Here is a 15,568-nt window from a genome sequence, read left to right as displayed (position 1 = left end):
ATCTCCTATGACTAGAAGAGGAGACGACCATGCCAATCTTCAACGCGATCCCGGGTGACCACGCTGAGCATCTATGGAACGGAGGCAGCGATTCCTACGGGCACCAACCGGAGACCATGATCTCGGATGGTCCCGGATATCCCTGCCGCCATTGCCTCAGGAATATTGGAGAGGGCGAAAGCCTGTTCGTTCTTGCCTATCGACCGTTTCCGACAACGCAGCCCTATGCCGAAACCGGTCCCATCTTCCTGCATAAGACGCCCTGCCCGCGGTTTATCGCGGAGGAGGTTCTACCGCCAATCCTGGTCAGTCCCGATTACATCGTCCGGGGTTATGGAGAGAATGACAGGATCGTCTATGGCACGGGTGCGGTGACCCCGACGTCCGAAATCATGCGGCGCGCCGAAGACCTGCTTCAACGCGCCGATATCGCCTATGTCCACGTTCGCTCGGCCCGCAACAACTGTTTCCAGTGCCGGATTGACGCGGCTTAGCAGGGGCCCCTTATGCCTGCGGGTCTCCGCCGTCCCGCTCCAGCTTTTCGGCAAAATCGAGGAGCTGCCGCACGAGATCGCCCGCAGCCTTGTCGTTTTGTTCGATCCTGCGAGCCGACACTTCTCTCAGGTTGAGAAGCGCCGCTTCCACACTGCGCGGCAGAGCCGGGCCGCGGTCATGATGTGGCCCCCTGTCGTGATCGCGGTGGTGTTCGTGCCGTTCCTGCTTCTGCTTGATCTTTTCAGCCAGCTCGGACAAGCGCTCGAGGATGGTCGTTGCGAAACTGCGGTTCTCATCGAGATGCGCACGGCCCTCGTCAGTGATGGTGTAACGCTTCTTGTTGCCATCCGCTTCAGCCGTCACGTAACCGGCTTCTTCAAGATAGGTCAGCGTCGGATAGATGACGCCGGGGCTGGGTGCGTAGAAACCATACGTCATATCTTCGATATGTTTTATGATCTCGTAGCCGTGGCGGGCTTCTTTCTCGATCAAGGCCAGGACGACCAGTCTGAGATCGCCCTGCATCAGAAAGCGACCGATACGACCCTCGCCATCATCGCCGAAGCCACGACCACCGCCCGGCCCGCCTTTTCCGCCAAAGCCCCTACCCGCAAAGCCTTTGCTGAACGGACCGCCCCGCATGGTAAATAGTCCCTCGAAGCCCGAGCGATCGGCGTTGCAGCTTCTGTGGGTTTCAAATCGTTGAAACATCTTACTCTCCTTTAGAGCATCTTTCGATATATCTAAAGGTAGCACATTTCCGCAACGCTGCAAGCTGCCAGATATATCTAAGTCATATCCGTTTGATTTTTGTGGCGGATTTTTTTCGAGCTATCTGCGGCGCGCGGTGCGGCCGATCCGGATTGACCGTCGCGTCATTACCCGGCAGTCACCGAACTTTCGCCGACCGTCATTTTAGGGATGCGTCCGTGGGCGATTGTGCCTAAGCTCGCCTCCATCAGTGATCCGGAGGGAGATATTAGATGTCGCTTTTCACCAAAGACCTTTTCGAAAATCATGCGGTCTCGCGCCGATCCCTTCTCGGTGGCATTGCGGCCACATCGGCGCTCGTCATGCTCCACCCGTTTGCGGCACGCGCGGCCGCCAACCAGGCGCATCTGCGGCTGATGGAGACGACAGACATCCACGTGCATGTCTTCCCTTATGATTATTATGCCGACAAGCCGAACGACACACTTGGACTGGCCCGTACCGCCTCGATCATCGATTCGATTCGAGCCCAAGCCGGAAATTCGATGCTGATCGACAACGGCGACTTCCTGCAGGGTAATCCGCTCGGGGACTACATCGCCTATGAGCGTGGCATGAAGGAGGGCGACAAGCATCCCGTGATCACTGCGATGAACGTGCTGGGATATGACGTCGGCACGCTTGGAAACCACGAATTCAACTACGGCCTCGATTTCCTGTTCAAGGTTCTTGCAGGATCCGGCTTCCCGCATGTCTGCGCCAACCTGACCAAGGGCCAGCTTGCCTCCAGTGCCAAGGACGACGATCTCTTCTTCAAACCCTACGTGATCATCGAAAAGCAGATCCGCGACGGTTCCGGCCAGTCGACCCCGATCAAGGTCGGCTTCATCGGCTTCGTGCCGCCACAGATCATGACCTGGGATAGCAAGAATCTTGAGGGCAAGGCGCAGACGCGCGATATCGTTGATGCTGCCAAGGCCTGGGTGCCCGTCATGAAGGAGGAAGGCGCCGATATCGTCATCGCCCTCTCCCATTCCGGCATCGATGGTTCCGGCCAGAGCGATCGGATGGAAAACGCGTCTCTTTATCTCGCAGGGATCGAGGGTATCGATGCGATCTTCACCGGTCACCAGCATCTGGTCTTCCCGGGTCCAAAGGATTTCGAGGGCATTGCCGGCGCTGATGCCAAGAAAGGCACGCTGATGGGCAAGCCCGCCGTCATGGCCGGGTTCTGGGGCTCCCATATGGGTCTGATCGACCTGTTGATCGAAAAGGATGGCAGCGGCTGGAAGATCGTCGATTCCACCTCGGAAGTCAGACCGATCTATCACCGCGACGAAAATCGCAAGGTCGTTGCCGACGTCAAGGACAAGCCTGAGGTCACCGCGGCCATCAAGCCGGAACACGAGGCGACGCTTGCCTATATTCGCCGTCCGGTCGGCAAGACATCCGCGCCGCTCTATTCCTACTTCGCGCTGGTCGCGGATGATCCGTCGGTGCAGATCGTTTCGAATGCGCAGACCTGGTACATCAAGGACATGCTGAAGGAAGGCGAGTACAAGGACCTCCCGGTGCTATCCGCCGCTGCTCCCTTCAAGGCCGGCGGTCGCGGCGGTGCGGATTACTTCACCGACGTCCCGACCGGCGACATCGCCATCAAGAATGTCGCGGATCTCTATCTCTATCCCAACACGGTTCAGGCCGTGCTGATATCGGGCGCGCAGGTCAAGAACTGGCTGGAAATGTCGGCTGGCATGTTCAACCAGGTCAAGCCGGGATCAAAGGATGTTCCGCTGCTCAACGCCGGTTTCCCGTCCTACAATTTCGACGTGATCGATGGCGTGACCTACCAGATCGACCTGTCCCAGCCGTCGCGCTTCGACAAGGACGGAAAGGTACTGGACGAGAATGCTCACCGTGTCGTCGACCTGAAGTTTGACGGCAAGCCGATCGATCCGGCGCAGAAGTTTGTCGTCGTCACCAATAACTACCGTGCCGGCGGTGGGGGCAAGTTTCCGGAGATCGCCAGCGACAAGGTCATTTTCGTCGCCCCCGACACCAACCGCGACGTCGTTGTTCGCTACATCATCGATCAAGGGACGATCAATCCTTCGGCCGACGACAACTGGTCGTTCAAGGCGCAGCCCGGATCCACGGCCCTGTTCGAGACCGGACCCAAGGCGCGCCAGTTTGCCGGCAGCCTGAAGGGGACGAAGATCGAGGATGCCGGCGACGGCGAGAACGGTTTCGCGAAGTTCAGACTGGTTCTCTGAGGCGCCCCATCCAGTCGTCCGGCCGAGGAGGCGTGTTATTCGGCAGCCTGCCAATACGTCCTCTCCGGCTCCTGCTTCAGGAGTTCGGGAAGGTCATCATGGTTTGGACATGAGGACAGCTTGGCTGCAAACGATTCGATCAACCACTGTCCCGCGGGTCCGGGCGGATTGGATGCCTTTCGCAAGGCGTAGATCGGATATTGCCCCTGCTCGTACGCGTCGATATCCAACGCGACCAGATCGCCGTTGCGGATGTCATCGAGCACCAGGGAGGCTGGAAGCCCACCCCAACCAAGCCCACCCTTGATCAGCTGATACTTGGTGGCGATGTCGCTGATGCGCCAGATCTTGTAGGACAAGACATTGAAGTTACGCCCTGCGGTAAGCCCTGACGCGTCGGTCACGACCAGTTGCGTCTCGTCGCGCACATCGGCAAGGGTGAGTGTGCGGTTGAGCTTCACCAATGGATGATCCGGCGCTGCGACCGGCAAGAGGTATGAATGACCGATCCTTTCGGCAATCAGCGAATCGTCCTGCTTAAGGAGAGCGCCACCGATGCCGATGCCGGCCCGTCCACTGATGACCTGGCCCATCACCATGCCGAGTTCCCCGACGCTGAGGTTGAGGGCGACACTTGGAAATTTCTCTCGGAATTCGCGTAGCTGGCTGACCACCGCGTCGGCCGGCACCATCACGCTGACGGCCAGCGTGATCTCGGCTTCCAATCCCTGAGTGATGCTCTTTGCCCGAGACCGCATGATCTGCAGGTCGGCAACAATTCGCCGCGCATCCATCAGCATCGCCCGTCCGGCCTCGGTCAGTTTTGGCTGACGCGCCCCGGCCCGGTCGAACAACTGAATCTCGAGCTGCGTCTCGAGGTTGGCAATCGTGTAGCTGACAACCGACTGAGCCCGGTTCAGCAGGCGTGAGGCGGCCGAAAAACTGCCGCTTTCGGCAACTGCGATAAAGACCTGCAGCTGATCGAGGGTGGGATTCGCGTCCATGTGACCTATCCAGATTTTAGATGGAAAGCTTCGACATTATCTCCATTCCATCGATTGCGGTCTACTCCTATTTGTCTTCCCAGACAGGCGACCTCCAGTCTCCCACCGTCGAGAAATTCATAGGAAACAAAGCAATGCCATCCATCCTTCTCGTGACATCCAGCCCTCGCGGCAACGAATCACTGTCGACAAAGATTGCGACGGAATTTGTCGACAAGCTGAAGGTCCAGCATCCGGGCGCGACCGTTGTGACCCGTGATTTGGGTCAGAACCCGATCGCCCATCTCGACACCGTGACCACATCTGCAATCCGCAAGCCCGCAGATGCTCGCAATTCCGAGGAAGCGGCAGCAGCGAAACTGTCCGACGAACTCGTCGCCGAGTTGCTCGCCGCCGATACGGTCGTGCTTGCCACGGGCCTGATCAATTTCAATATCTATTCGACGCTGAAAAGCTGGATCGACAACGTTGCCCGCGCCGGCATGACGTTCCGCTACACAGCCGAAGGTCCGCAGGGACTTGCGACCGGCAAGAAGGTCTATGTCGTTCTGTCGGCTGCCGGCATCTATTCGGAAGGCCCGGCCATGGCGATGAACCACGCCGTTCCTTATCTCAAGACGGTTCTTGGCTTCATGGGCATGACGGATGTCGAAGTGATCTACATTGAAGGTACCGCATTCGGTCCGGAAGCGTATGAGAAGGCGATTGCCGCCGCACAGGATCGCACGCAGCAGCTTGCACTGGCGGCCTGATCCTAGACGTCCACACCGGTTGGTGAGACGAGACGCCCCTGACGGCCGTGGACATTGTCCCGGCCGTCTTTCTTTGCGTGATAGAGGCGTTGGTCCGCAACGCCGAACAGCGTGGCGAATGTGTCGCCATCGTCAGACGTGGTCGCCACTCCGATCGATACGGTGATGCACTTGCCGTCCGGCCTGATGACAGACGCGCAGATATCCTGGCGAAGCCGTTCGGAGAGCGCCAAGGCTCCTTCGTGGTTCGTGTTCGGCAGGATCAGCACAAACTCCTCGCCGCCGAACCGCGAGAGATGATCGCGCGGCCGCGTTCGGGCCTTGAGCTGCGCTGCCACGTCCTTGAGCACCTCGTCCCCTTTCATGTGACCGAAGAGATCGTTCACGTCCTTGAACCGGTCTGCGTCGATGATCACGAGACTGAGCTGCTGCCGCATGTCGATACTTTGCTTGATCATCGCCGGCGCATCGGCTTCCAGCCGGTTGCGATCGAAAACGCCAGTCAACCGATCGACGCCGCTTGTGGCAAGCAGCGCCTGATACCGCTCGCGAAACGTCAGATCGTGAAAAATGTCGGCAATTTCGCGCCGCGACAAGGCAAGCCTCGGGATCTGTTCGACCTTGAGATAGGCGAGCAGCAGCACGGAATAGATGATCACCGCGAGCATTTTGGCGTACCAACCGCCGAACAGGACCGACAGCGGCGCGTCGAACAGCAATCGCAGTCCGGAATAGAAGGCAAGCTGGTCAAAGCTTAGAACGATCGCACCGCTGACGGCAAAGCGCAGGATGATATGGCGCCTGAAGATCCGGCCGAAACGCTCATAGAGAAGAATGATGGCGATGGCGTCGATATAGAGTAGCGCCGTACCCCATACCATGAGTGAGCCCATCTCGTTGAGAAAGACCATGTCGGCAGGCCGTCCCGCAGGAAGGGTGACGACCGGATGCGCCTGCAGGATCTGCGCGATGAGAACCGTCAGGAGATTGCCGAGAAACAGTCCGTAGATGGGCTGGCGCACCGTCGAGGCATCCTCTTTCAAGTACAAGAGGAGGATCATCATCAGCTTGCCCGCGAAGAAGACGGACGATCCGGGCGATACCAGCCCGAACGGCAGTTCGACATAGAAGACCGCCGCGAGGTAGGTCTCCATGAAGTGCATCACACCGAGCGCAGCCAAGAACACGCCAAGGCCAAGCTGGCGCCTGAAATGCAGGAAGGCGGCCATGATCGTGAAATAGACGATCGCTTCTGCAACAAACAGAAAGAGGTTCAAAACCTGCATCATCACGCCTTTTAAGCCTGGCGGACCTCGCGTTCACATCCCAAAGCCATGACTTTGTTAGATAATCGCAACACCAGTTATGCCGGTAAATTGCTGCGGCGCAATAGAGGATCTCGCGGGACCCACGAACAATCAGGCAGAGCGCGAAACGGCGCCATCCGAGAACAGCGAGGCGCCGTTCTGATCAATGATCTGCTGTGCCTTGCGAACGGCATATTCGGATGCGTCCTCCGCAGAGGTGAACATGTCTGCCCGCACGAAAGTGCGGACGAGTGTTTCGCCAGCGACATCTTTTTCGATGCGGCCGGCAAGCCGGAACTGGCTGCCTTCCTTGATCGGTGCAGGATAGATGCGGCATTCGGCATGCATCTGCGGCTCGGCTTCCCGTGCGGGCGCGGTTTCGGATTTCGGGCCGGAAAACATCGAAAGAAGAGAGGAAAGAAACGAAGCCATGGATGAGTGCTACCCTTTGCTCGGCACCGGCGGAATCCGAAGACCATTCCGGTGCGATTTCGACAAAATCAGATGATCAGGTTGGCAAGGATCTCGTTTTCGGTGATGTCCTCGTAACCAAGCCCCGCCGCCTCGAAGCGCTCGTGCAGACCGGCAAAGTTTCCGGACGCGGTCGTTTCAATACCGATGAGGATCGAGCCAAAGTTGCGGGCCGACTTCTTCAGGTATTCGAAACGCGCGATATCGTCTTCCGGACCGAGCAGGTTAAGAAAGTCTCGCAGGGCGCCCGGACGCTGCGGAAGGCGCAGGATGAAGTATTTCTTCAACCCCGCATAGCGCATCGCCCGTTCCTTGACGTCCGGAAGGCGTTCGAAATCGAAGTTGCCGCCGGAAACGATGCAGACTACCCGCTTTCCGGCCAGCTTCTCGCGGCCGAGCATCTCGAGCGCGGTGATCGACAGAGCACCGGCGGGCTCCAGCACAAAGCCTTCAAGGTTGAGCATCTCCGTGAGCGTCACGCAGATCGCGTTTTCCGGAACGAGCAGGACCTGATCGGGAGAAAATCCCTTCAGCATATCGAAATTCAGTTCGCCGATCCGCGCAACCGCAGCGCCATCCACGAAGTTGTCGACCTTCGGGAGTGTGACGAGCGACCCGGTCTGGAGGCTGGTCTTCAAGCTCGGGGCACCTGTCGGCTCGGTGAAAATAAAGTTTTCCTTCGCCACCACGTCGGAAAGATAGCCGCTCAGCCCTGACGCAAGTCCACCACCGCCGACCGGCATGATGACGAGATCAGGCGTTGCGCCTTCCGGCAGTTGCTCGAGGATTTCGGCAGCGACTGTCGCCTGCCCCTCGATGATATGAGCCGCATCGAACGGTGGCACCATCATGCCACCGGTCTCCTCCACATGGGCGCGTGCCGCGGCATAGCACTGGTCAAAGATGTCGCCGACGAGCTTGATGGTGATGTACTGGCCGCCGAAGATCCGCGTCTTGTCGATCTTCTGCTGCGGCGTCGTTACCGGCATGAAGACGACGCCCGGCACTTCGAAATGCCGGCACACGAAGGCAAAGCCCTGAGCGTGATTGCCTGCCGATGCACAGACGAAGGTGCGATCCTTTGCCCCGTCGGCGATCGCCTTGCGAAGAAAGTTGAAGGCGCCGCGGATTTTGTAGGAGCGGACCGGAGACAGGTCCTCGCGCTTCAGCCAGATCTCTGCGCCGTATTTACGGCTCAGATGTTCGTTGAGCTGAAGCGGCGTCTCCGGAAAGATCGTCCGCATTGCGGCTTTTGCTTCGTCGACACCGAGCTTCGTCACGCTAAACATCCCAATTCTTCACGATTTCACCCGCTATGCCACACGTGCCGTAACAAGACCAAGGCCGTTTTGCAGACTTTCCGTTCTGTGCGCGTTTTTGGGAACAAAAACATCGATGCCCCAGAATCTTCGGGTAATGGCGACGCGCTCTGCGCGGCACTATTGATGCAGGAGTTTGCCGATGAACCGGGTCGCTTCCGGCAGACCCGAGCGCCAATAGGTCCAGTCGTGGCCACCTTCACGCGCCATGAAACGGTGCGGCACGCCGAGCTTCTGCAGCTTGACCGTCAGTTCCGCATTGCCCACGAAGAAGCTGTCGGACGATCCGCAATCGATGAAGAGTTCCGTTTTGCGGATTGCGTCTGGAGGCGTCTTGTCGACGAGATCGAGAACGCTGTTGGCGTAGTAAGGCTGGTTCAGCCGATCCGTGCCACTCAACCCCTCACCCCAAGCCTTGCCGTACCGACGGTCATAGCCTGCCTGATCCATCGCTACAATCTGCTGATCGGTTCTGAACGCAGCACTCAGCGCTGCAGCACCGGCAAACAGATCCGGATATTTCAGCGCGTAGGCCATGGCTGCATAACCACCCATGGAAAGGCCCAGAATGCCGCGTGACTTCTTGCCTGCGATCACCGGGAACGAGCCCTCAACGTGCGGAATGAATTCCTTCACGAACATATCCTGCCACAGATATTTTCCGTCGGCATCGTTCATATAATAGGTGTTGAACTTGTTCTCCTCGTCCCGCCGACCCTCAGGCGTCACGGCGATGAAGGGCGGTACTTCGCCGCTTTCGATCAGTTTGTCGAAGATCAGGTTGGCGTTCCCATACCGGTACCAGTCCTGATTCTTTCCATCGCCACCACCGTGCATCAGATAGATGACCGGGTATCGCCGTTCGTCGGATCCGTAGCCTGGAGGAAGATAGAGCGTAAACTCGACATTCTTGCCAAGGATCCGGCTCGCCATCACCTGCCCTTCCTTTACGACGCCAGCCGCGAATGCATTCGCGCTGACGAATAGACCGGCCACAACGATCAAAATTGCCCTGAGCATACGTTTTTCTCCTACCGCTCCTGATGGAAGTAGAGGGCAAGGAGATCAATTCAATTTGGAAAGGTTAAGAATGATGGTGCGGACGACGGGGGTCGAACCCGTAAGACCTGAGGTCGGCAGATTTTAAGTCTGCTGCGTCTACCAATTTCGCCACGTCCGCCTGGGTTCCTGTTTCGTGAAGTTCGCCTTCGACGTCAAGGACGGAAATTGCAGGCGGCGGCAGGCGCGCAACAAAAAAGCGCGGAGCCGAGGCCCCGCGCTTTTCACTTGAAGTGGGCAGATCAGGCGCAGAGCTTGGCTGCAGTCTTTGCAACGTGGGCGCCCTGGAAGCGTGCACCTTCGAGTTCAATCTCGGAAGGCTGGCGCGAGCCGTCGCCGTTGGTGATGGTCGTGGCGCCGTAAGGCGAGCCACCCATGACTTCTTCCGTGCCCATCTGGCCCTGGAAGGAGTAAGGCAGACCAACCACGGCCATGCCCTGGTGAAGGAAGGTCGGGATGAAGCCGAGAATCGTCGATTCCTGGCCGCCATGCTGGGTGGCCGACGAGGTGAACACGGAGCCGACCTTGCCGATCAGCTTGCCGGCGAACCACAGGCCACCGGTCTGATCCCAGAAATTGCGCATCTGCGAGGCAACCGAACCGTAGCGGGTCCCGGCACCGACGATGATCGCATCGTATTCAGCGAGCTCGTCCGGTGTGGCGATCGGAGCCTTCTGATCAAGCTTGAAGTGCGATGCCTTGGCTACCTCTTCAGGAACCAGTTCCGGAACGCGCTTGACGGTCACTTCGGCACCGGCCGAGCGAGCGCCTTCGGCGACAGCATACGCCATCGTCTCGATATGGCCGTACGAGGAATAGTAGAGAACCAGTACTTTTGTCATTGTTTTCAATTCCTTTGCAGGTGCTGGAATGATGATCGCAAGGCGGCAACGGACCACGTCACGATCATGGCAAGCAGGACGCTTTCCGATAACAGGCCTTGAGGCTTAGCTAGCGCAGTGTCACAGCACCGGCCAGAGGGCGATCTCTGCACGGACTGTCCACAATTGCTGAACGCGATCGAATGTTTGTCGTTTCATTCGCACGTCAGTTTTTGGATTGAACGATTGCAATCGTTTCCCGGCGCGCGCTAACGTTCCCGTGCAATGAGAAAGCGAGCGCCTCCATGTCCGATACCCTGTCATCCTCACCTACCCTCGTCAGCGCGGCGATGCTCGCCATCGGCGACGAGCTTCTTTCCGGCCGGACGAAGGACAAGAATATCGGCCACCTCGCCGACCTGCTGACGCTTTCAGGCATCGACCTGAAGGAAGTGCGCATCGTTGCGGACGAAGAAGACGCGATCGTTGAGGCTCTGAACGCTTTGCGTGCCCGCTACGATTACGTCTTCACATCCGGCGGCATCGGCCCGACCCATGACGACATCACAGCGGATGCAGTCTCAAAAGCATTCGAAGTGCCCTGCATTCACGACCCGGAAGCGATGCGGTTGCTCGCCGAGATGTACAAGCGCCGCGAAATGGAATTCACCGAGGCCCGCCAACGCATGGCGCGGATGCCGGAGGGTGCCACGCATATTGCCAATCCGGTTTCGACGGCACCCGGCTTCGTCATCGGCAATGTCCACGTGATGGCCGGTGTACCGCAAGTGTTCCAGGCGATGATGGACAATGTTCTGCCGACGCTCAAATCGGGCTCGAAAGTGCTGTCGCGGGCAATTGCCTGCCCTTATGGCGAGGGCGATATCGGGACCCCGCTTGCGGCTGTGCAGAAGGCGCATCCGGAGACCAGCATCGGCTCTTATCCAAAATACGATGGCAAGCGCTTCTCAACCGAGCTGGTGGTCCGCGCCCGCGATCCGCAGGTTCTGGACGCGGCCGCGCAGGCTGTCGCGGACATGATTGCCAATATCGACGGCACCCGGATTGCCGACAACCCGACGGCGGACGCCTGAGAGAGACCTGCGCGAGCTGGCCTTCCCCAAGTCGATCGACCAAGCCCGATCTGGGCATCACGTAACAATTAGAGACCGGCTTTCGGCTCCCCGGCGCCGGTCAACAAGGGAGATGACGCCATGGCTTACAAAACCATTCTTGCTGTCCTCAACATTCCTCAGAACGCCCGGCAAATGGCGGCTTTTGGCGCGGCCCTGGCTGAAACGTTCTCCGCCCACCTGATTGGCGTGCATGCCGAGACGCTTGCTGCCGTGCCGTTGATCGCGCCGATGGAGATCCCCGATCCAGCAGCGGTCCAGGTCCTGCAGGAGGTTGCCCAGAAGGAAACGGCCATGGTCGCCGACATCTTCAACACGGTGTCCACGCGTGAGGGACTGTCGCGCGAATGGCGCAGTTTCGTCTCCTCTGCCGGATATGGCGCGAGTTCGGTGATGGAGACTGCCCGGACCGCGGACCTCATCATTGCAAGCCAGAGCGACCCTTCGCATTCGGATCACCGGGCCGATCTCGAAACATTCCTGTTCGAGAGCGGTCGCCCGATGTTGCTCGTTCCCCACCGGATGACCGCCTTCAAGCCGATCGAGCGTGTTCTGATCGGTTGGAACGGTTCCAAGGAAGCGGCCCGCGCGACCTTCGACGCCCTGCCCTTCCTCAAGACCGCCGCAAGTGTGGAAGTGCTCGTCGTCGACCCGCCGGAGCGCGGCGACCAGACGGCCGAGTTTGCGGGAACCGAGATTGCCACAAGTCTTGCGCGACATGGCGTCAACGTCACTGTCACCACGCGGATCGGTAGCCGCGAGACGCCAGCCAAAGCCATCGAAAACCGGCTTTTGGACGACAGTATCGATCTGCTGGTCATGGGTGGCTACGGCCATTCCCGCTGGTGGGAAATGCTGTTCGGAGGGACGACACGCAGCGTTCTGGATTCAATGACCGCGCTGACGCTTCTGTCGCGATGAAGGGTCGGACCGAAGTCGTCCTACCCACCTTGCCAGAAACATCCGTTTCCCGCTATTAGCGAGAGCCAAAGCAGATCTAAGCCAAGGCTCTCCAATGTCTCTTCCCGAAAAAGCTTTCCCCGTCTCCTGGGACCAGTTCCACCGTGATGCGCGCGCGCTGGCGTGGCGTCTCGCCGGTTTGGGTCAGGAGTTCAGAGCCATCGTCTGCATCACGCGCGGCGGCCTTGTGCCGGCGGCGATTATTTCGCGCGAGCTGAACATCCGTCTGATCGAGACCGTCTGCATCGCGTCCTACCACGACTACGTCAACCAGGGTGAGATGAACCTTCTGAAAGGGATTTCGCCCGAACTCTGCGAAGACGGTGGTCTTGGCATCCTCGTGATCGACGACCTGACCGACACCGGCAAGACAGCCTCCGAGGTGCGTGCCATGCTGCCAAAGGCGCATTTCGGCTGCGTCTATGCAAAGCCGTCAGGCGTGCCGATGATCGATACGTTCGTGACCGAGGTCAGCCAGGATACGTGGATCTATTTCCCCTGGGATATGGGCTTCACCTACCAGGAGCCGATCGCCAAGGGCCACAAGGGCTGAACTGCCATACGACATCCTGACCGGCCCACCCGTGCCGGTCTGTCTTCGCGCAACCGGTTTCAGACGATCAGGAAATCCTGATAACTCAGCGCCAGGCTCTTATCGAGATGCGCGATCATCACCGAGCCGCCGGACTTGCTGCCGTTGGCATCGTAGAACAGATTTCCGGTATCGGTTTCGTAGACCAGAAAATCGTTGCTGTCCTTCGCCGTTGGCGACGTGCTTTTCAGGAAATTGCCGCTGGAAATCGCTCCGTTCTTGGTGAAGGCGGTAAAGATCGCGTTCTCCAGATCGATCAGATCGTCCACGACCGAGAAGTCGGTGATCGTATCGACATTCGTTGAGCTGTTCAGCGCCGAACTGAAGACGAACGTGTCCTTGCCGCTGCCACCGGTCAGGGTATCGTTTCCGGTACCACCGATCAGCTTGTCGTTGCCGCCGTTGCCGATCAGCTTGTCTTGTCCAGCCCGACCTTCGAGGATGTTGGCGACCGCGTTGCCGACGATGACATCCACGCCCTTGCCGCCGATCGCGTTCTCGATCACCGTGCCCCGCGACAGCGAGAGATTGTTGATCCCGCCCGAGACGCTCGAGAATTTTTCGGCATTGAGGTCGATCCGCTGGTTTCCCGACGCCCAGCTGAAATTCAGCGTATCGCTGCCGCCGGTATCGACCAGGTTCATCGCGACATCCTTGCCGAGGAAGTCGGACTTGAGGTCGTAGGTCGTGTTGCCCGAACTGATCGCCGTGGTCCCGTAGAGGTTGCGGATGGCAAGGACGTCCACCATCATCGGCGTGATGGAGGTGGTGCCGGAGCCACCGGCCCAGACACTGACCTGATCGTCGAAATAGGACATCACCGTCAGTTGTGAGGAATCGTTTTCGAACCGATTGTCGATGCCCCAGGTGGCGTTGCCGTCATAGTTGCCCGCATGGCCGAGCCCCAGCGCATGACCGATCTCGTGCACATAGGTGGACATCGTGTAGCTGTCTGCGCCCGCGCCGTAGTCGGTGATCCAGCTTGCCGCCACATTGACGAAAGACGCCGTGGTGAAACCGCCGATGATCGACGTCGATCCGCCGTAAGCGCCGCCCTCCTTGTCGTCGAAGGAGATCTGTGCCGAACCGGTCACGAACTTGAACTTGATGCCGGAGGCTTCCGTCCAGGCAGTGAGAGCCCACTTGGCCAGCTGCTGGCCCTGGGCGGTCAGCGCACCGACGTTGACGGTCAACGTGCCGCCGGCCGCGATATTGAACTTGAAGGGTGTGCCGCCGTCGCTGGTCCAGAAATCCGTGGTCAACTGCTTGGCGACCGTATCGTAGCTTGCGAATTTCGGGGCGGTAACAACCGTCGTCTTCAGCGCATAGTCGCCTGACCATTCGTCGTCGTGACTGCCGACGCGGATATAGTAGGTGCCACTCTTTTCGGCAAAGACGCTGAGCGTCGACTTCTCGAAGTCCGTGTCGAGACTGTTCTCGTCGATATCAATCGCGATGCCGTCCGCGTCCATGACCTGGAGACCGGCCCAGCCGACCGTCCCCGACATGTCGAACTGATAGGCTTTGCCTGCCGTAAGCGAGACCTTGATCCAATCGGCATCTCCGGTCGCCAGCGCGCCGGTGAACGTGTCGCCGGCAGCGATCTTGTAGGCCGTGGAACGGCTAGCCGCTGCGTCAGTCTCTTCCGTGTAAGTCGCCATTCAAGTCTCCCCCGGCCTTCCTGTGGCCATTCAAAATCCTGATGCCTCGACAAGCTGCCGGGCAAATGCCTTCAGAATATCGTCATTCAAAGCCGCGTCCGAGACGACGGTCGTCACGACCGGTCCGGAACGCCAGCCAGCAGCTCCGTCTGCCTTCCAGCGCAATCTCGCAGACACGCTGTTTGTGCGAGCGCGCGTCACCTCGAAGACGAACTGTCCATAACCAGGTCCTCGACCCGTCATCTGCTCGACTGTGGAGCGGACAGCATTACAGGCGGATCTCGAAACTGCAGTATCCATGGTATGCGCAAATTCGCAACGATACGAAGGTCGTTGCGTCGCATCGGCAAACGCGGGGAGCGAGCCGGAGGTACAGATCAGCGCGAGCCCGAGTGTGCGAAAGATTGCCTGACGACTATGCCGCGCAACGACGTCGCCGAACATCACGGGCTCCCTCTTTTGAACTCGCTTTTTGCGAAACCTACTTCCATCCCGGTTAGATATACGAAAACCGTTTACGGTACATTTGCGGAATACGAGGGATGAGAAATCGGAGCGATGGACTTACCCCTGCAAGACGTGCCGTTTGGAAACATTTCCGGCTGTCAACAGAGCGAACCGCATTTTCCCAACCTCGAAAATAATCCGAAATTGTCGCCAGTGTCACACAGATGCTTCAGAGCATAGGCAAAGTCCCTGCTTTACAGGCGTCGCACTGTCGAAGCAGTCCTGATCGCGAACGCCGTCCAATTGCGTGAACTTCGCGCAGTCCGGTACTTGACGTCGTAAATCACTGAGATTCCTCAACGTTTTTTCTTCCCCGTTATCCACAGCCAAACCTACAATATCTTGTGGTTACGAAACCACTAACAACTACGGCTTGACGAATCTCCCCTGGAGGTCGACATTGCCATCAGGTTGCGGCGGCGACTAGACCGGGAGTAACGAGGCCGGTTCTTTTTCGAGTCAAAATGGGTTTCCTGCAGGTCGTGGCGGTTCTTGAGGATCGT

At 58.6% G+C, this 15,568-nt stretch carries 15 protein-coding genes and 1 tRNA gene; 6 read left to right on the top strand and 10 right to left on the bottom strand.

Annotation, left to right across the window (positions count from 1 at the left end; all coding sequences use genetic code 11):
• Positions 1-29: 29 nt before the first annotated feature.
• Positions 30-494 carry a DUF1203 domain-containing protein gene (locus ACQY1K_RS06920; RefSeq protein WP_430258575.1) on the top strand — a complete coding sequence of 155 codons (465 nt, stop codon included), beginning with the start codon at positions 30-32 and terminating at the stop codon, positions 492-494.
• A 10-nt stretch (positions 495-504) separates the two neighbouring features.
• Here the strand turns inward: ACQY1K_RS06920 and ACQY1K_RS06915 are convergent, their stop codons facing one another.
• Entirely contained in the window at positions 505-1,206 is a 702-nt protein-coding gene (locus tag ACQY1K_RS06915; protein WP_062580312.1) for a PadR family transcriptional regulator, read from the bottom strand.
• 272 nt (positions 1,207-1,478) lie between these two features.
• Between ACQY1K_RS06915 and ACQY1K_RS06910 the strand changes: the two genes are divergently transcribed.
• Positions 1,479-3,479 (top strand): bifunctional 2',3'-cyclic-nucleotide 2'-phosphodiesterase/3'-nucleotidase, encoded by a 2,001-nt coding sequence (locus ACQY1K_RS06910; RefSeq protein ID WP_430258574.1) that lies wholly within the window; start codon positions 1,479-1,481, stop codon positions 3,477-3,479.
• A gap of 35 nt (positions 3,480-3,514) precedes the next feature.
• Here ACQY1K_RS06910 and ACQY1K_RS06905 read toward each other — a convergent pair whose 3' ends face one another.
• A complete protein-coding gene (locus ACQY1K_RS06905) occupies positions 3,515-4,483 on the bottom strand; it encodes a LysR family transcriptional regulator (RefSeq protein ID WP_062457631.1) in 969 nt (322 codons plus the stop codon).
• Positions 4,484-4,617: 134 nt separating this feature from the next.
• Between ACQY1K_RS06905 and ACQY1K_RS06900 the strand changes: the two genes are divergently transcribed.
• Positions 4,618-5,235, top strand: coding sequence for an FMN-dependent NADH-azoreductase (locus ACQY1K_RS06900; protein WP_062581389.1), 618 nt, complete (start codon positions 4,618-4,620; stop codon positions 5,233-5,235).
• 2 nt (positions 5,236-5,237) lie between these two features.
• On the opposite strand, the gene ACQY1K_RS06895 is transcribed toward ACQY1K_RS06900, so the two are convergent.
• The 6 genes from ACQY1K_RS06895 to wrbA form a co-directional block, all read right to left on the bottom strand.
• The gene (locus tag ACQY1K_RS06895; RefSeq protein ID WP_174196768.1) at positions 5,238-6,524 is read right to left on the bottom strand and encodes a GGDEF domain-containing protein; all 1,287 of its coding nucleotides are present in this window, start codon (positions 6,522-6,524) and stop codon (positions 5,238-5,240) included.
• 129 nt (positions 6,525-6,653) lie between these two features.
• Positions 6,654-6,974 (bottom strand): HlyU family transcriptional regulator, encoded by a 321-nt coding sequence (locus ACQY1K_RS06890; RefSeq protein WP_062457634.1) that lies wholly within the window; start codon positions 6,972-6,974, stop codon positions 6,654-6,656.
• 68 nt (positions 6,975-7,042) lie between these two features.
• Positions 7,043-8,302 (bottom strand): threonine ammonia-lyase, encoded by a 1,260-nt coding sequence (gene ilvA / locus ACQY1K_RS06885; protein WP_430258573.1) that lies wholly within the window; start codon positions 8,300-8,302, stop codon positions 7,043-7,045.
• Positions 8,303-8,452: 150 nt separating this feature from the next.
• Complete coding sequence (locus ACQY1K_RS06880) at positions 8,453-9,352, bottom strand: alpha/beta hydrolase (protein WP_062457640.1); 900 nt, start codon at positions 9,350-9,352, stop codon at positions 8,453-8,455.
• Positions 9,353-9,426: 74 nt separating this feature from the next.
• A tRNA-Leu gene (locus tag ACQY1K_RS06875) sits at positions 9,427-9,512 on the bottom strand.
• A gap of 121 nt (positions 9,513-9,633) precedes the next feature.
• Positions 9,634-10,233 carry an NAD(P)H:quinone oxidoreductase type IV gene (gene wrbA, locus ACQY1K_RS06870; protein WP_062581387.1) on the bottom strand — a complete coding sequence of 200 codons (600 nt, stop codon included), beginning with the start codon at positions 10,231-10,233 and terminating at the stop codon, positions 9,634-9,636.
• Between the two features lie 284 nt (positions 10,234-10,517).
• Here wrbA and ACQY1K_RS06865 point away from each other — a divergent pair, with 284 nt between their 5' ends.
• From ACQY1K_RS06865 to gpt, 3 genes are all read left to right on the top strand, one after another.
• Positions 10,518-11,306, top strand: coding sequence for a competence/damage-inducible protein A (locus tag ACQY1K_RS06865; protein ID WP_430258572.1), 789 nt, complete (start codon positions 10,518-10,520; stop codon positions 11,304-11,306).
• Between the two features lie 120 nt (positions 11,307-11,426).
• Positions 11,427-12,266, top strand: coding sequence for a universal stress protein (locus ACQY1K_RS06860; RefSeq protein ID WP_430258571.1), 840 nt, complete (start codon positions 11,427-11,429; stop codon positions 12,264-12,266).
• A 94-nt stretch (positions 12,267-12,360) separates the two neighbouring features.
• Positions 12,361-12,858, top strand: coding sequence for a xanthine phosphoribosyltransferase (gpt, locus tag ACQY1K_RS06855; RefSeq protein ID WP_092662062.1), 498 nt, complete (start codon positions 12,361-12,363; stop codon positions 12,856-12,858).
• A gap of 59 nt (positions 12,859-12,917) precedes the next feature.
• Here gpt and ACQY1K_RS06850 read toward each other — a convergent pair whose 3' ends face one another.
• Together ACQY1K_RS06850 and ACQY1K_RS06845 are read right to left on the bottom strand one after the other, a co-directional pair.
• On the bottom strand, positions 12,918-14,558 hold the full coding sequence (locus ACQY1K_RS06850) for a M10 family metallopeptidase C-terminal domain-containing protein (protein WP_430258570.1): 1,641 nt from the start codon (positions 14,556-14,558) through the stop codon (positions 12,918-12,920).
• 30 nt (positions 14,559-14,588) lie between these two features.
• A complete protein-coding gene (locus ACQY1K_RS06845; RefSeq protein WP_162238148.1) occupies positions 14,589-14,735 on the bottom strand; it encodes a hypothetical protein in 147 nt (48 codons plus the stop codon).
• Between the last annotated feature and the right edge of the window lie 833 nt (positions 14,736-15,568).

Source organism: Neorhizobium sp. IRS_2294 (assembly GCF_050500145.1).
In the GTDB taxonomy this organism is placed as follows: domain Bacteria; phylum Pseudomonadota; class Alphaproteobacteria; order Rhizobiales; family Rhizobiaceae; genus Neorhizobium; species Neorhizobium soli.
Note: the sequence above shows the minus strand (reverse complement) of the source record. Positions and strands in the feature narration are given on the sequence as shown.

What these genes read in the sequence shown, in the direction of transcription:
- ACQY1K_RS06900 (WP_062581389.1), top strand. Translation starts at nt 4,618, where the DNA reads ATGCCATCCATCCTTCTCGTGACATCCAGCCCTCGCGGCAACGAATCA.
- ACQY1K_RS06890 (WP_062457634.1), bottom strand. Translation starts at nt 6,974, where the DNA reads ATGGCTTCGTTTCTTTCCTCTCTTCTTTCGATGTTTTCCGGCCCGAAA.
- ACQY1K_RS06910 (WP_430258574.1), top strand. Translation starts at nt 1,479, where the DNA reads ATGTCGCTTTTCACCAAAGACCTTTTCGAAAATCATGCGGTCTCGCGC.
- ACQY1K_RS06895 (WP_174196768.1), bottom strand. Translation starts at nt 6,524, where the DNA reads ATGATGCAGGTTTTGAACCTCTTTCTGTTTGTTGCAGAAGCGATCGTC.
- ACQY1K_RS06920 (WP_430258575.1), top strand. Translation starts at nt 30, where the DNA reads ATGCCAATCTTCAACGCGATCCCGGGTGACCACGCTGAGCATCTATGG.
- ilvA (WP_430258573.1), bottom strand. Translation starts at nt 8,302, where the DNA reads ATGTTTAGCGTGACGAAGCTCGGTGTCGACGAAGCAAAAGCCGCAATG.
- wrbA (WP_062581387.1), bottom strand. Translation starts at nt 10,233, where the DNA reads ATGACAAAAGTACTGGTTCTCTACTATTCCTCGTACGGCCATATCGAG.
- ACQY1K_RS06865 (WP_430258572.1), top strand. Translation starts at nt 10,518, where the DNA reads ATGTCCGATACCCTGTCATCCTCACCTACCCTCGTCAGCGCGGCGATG.
- ACQY1K_RS06905 (WP_062457631.1), bottom strand. Translation starts at nt 4,483, where the DNA reads ATGGACGCGAATCCCACCCTCGATCAGCTGCAGGTCTTTATCGCAGTT.
- ACQY1K_RS06850 (WP_430258570.1), bottom strand. Translation starts at nt 14,558, where the DNA reads ATGGCGACTTACACGGAAGAGACTGACGCAGCGGCTAGCCGTTCCACG.
- ACQY1K_RS06860 (WP_430258571.1), top strand. Translation starts at nt 11,427, where the DNA reads ATGGCTTACAAAACCATTCTTGCTGTCCTCAACATTCCTCAGAACGCC.
- ACQY1K_RS06915 (WP_062580312.1), bottom strand. Translation starts at nt 1,206, where the DNA reads ATGTTTCAACGATTTGAAACCCACAGAAGCTGCAACGCCGATCGCTCG.
- gpt (WP_092662062.1), top strand. Translation starts at nt 12,361, where the DNA reads ATGTCTCTTCCCGAAAAAGCTTTCCCCGTCTCCTGGGACCAGTTCCAC.
- ACQY1K_RS06880 (WP_062457640.1), bottom strand. Translation starts at nt 9,352, where the DNA reads ATGCTCAGGGCAATTTTGATCGTTGTGGCCGGTCTATTCGTCAGCGCG.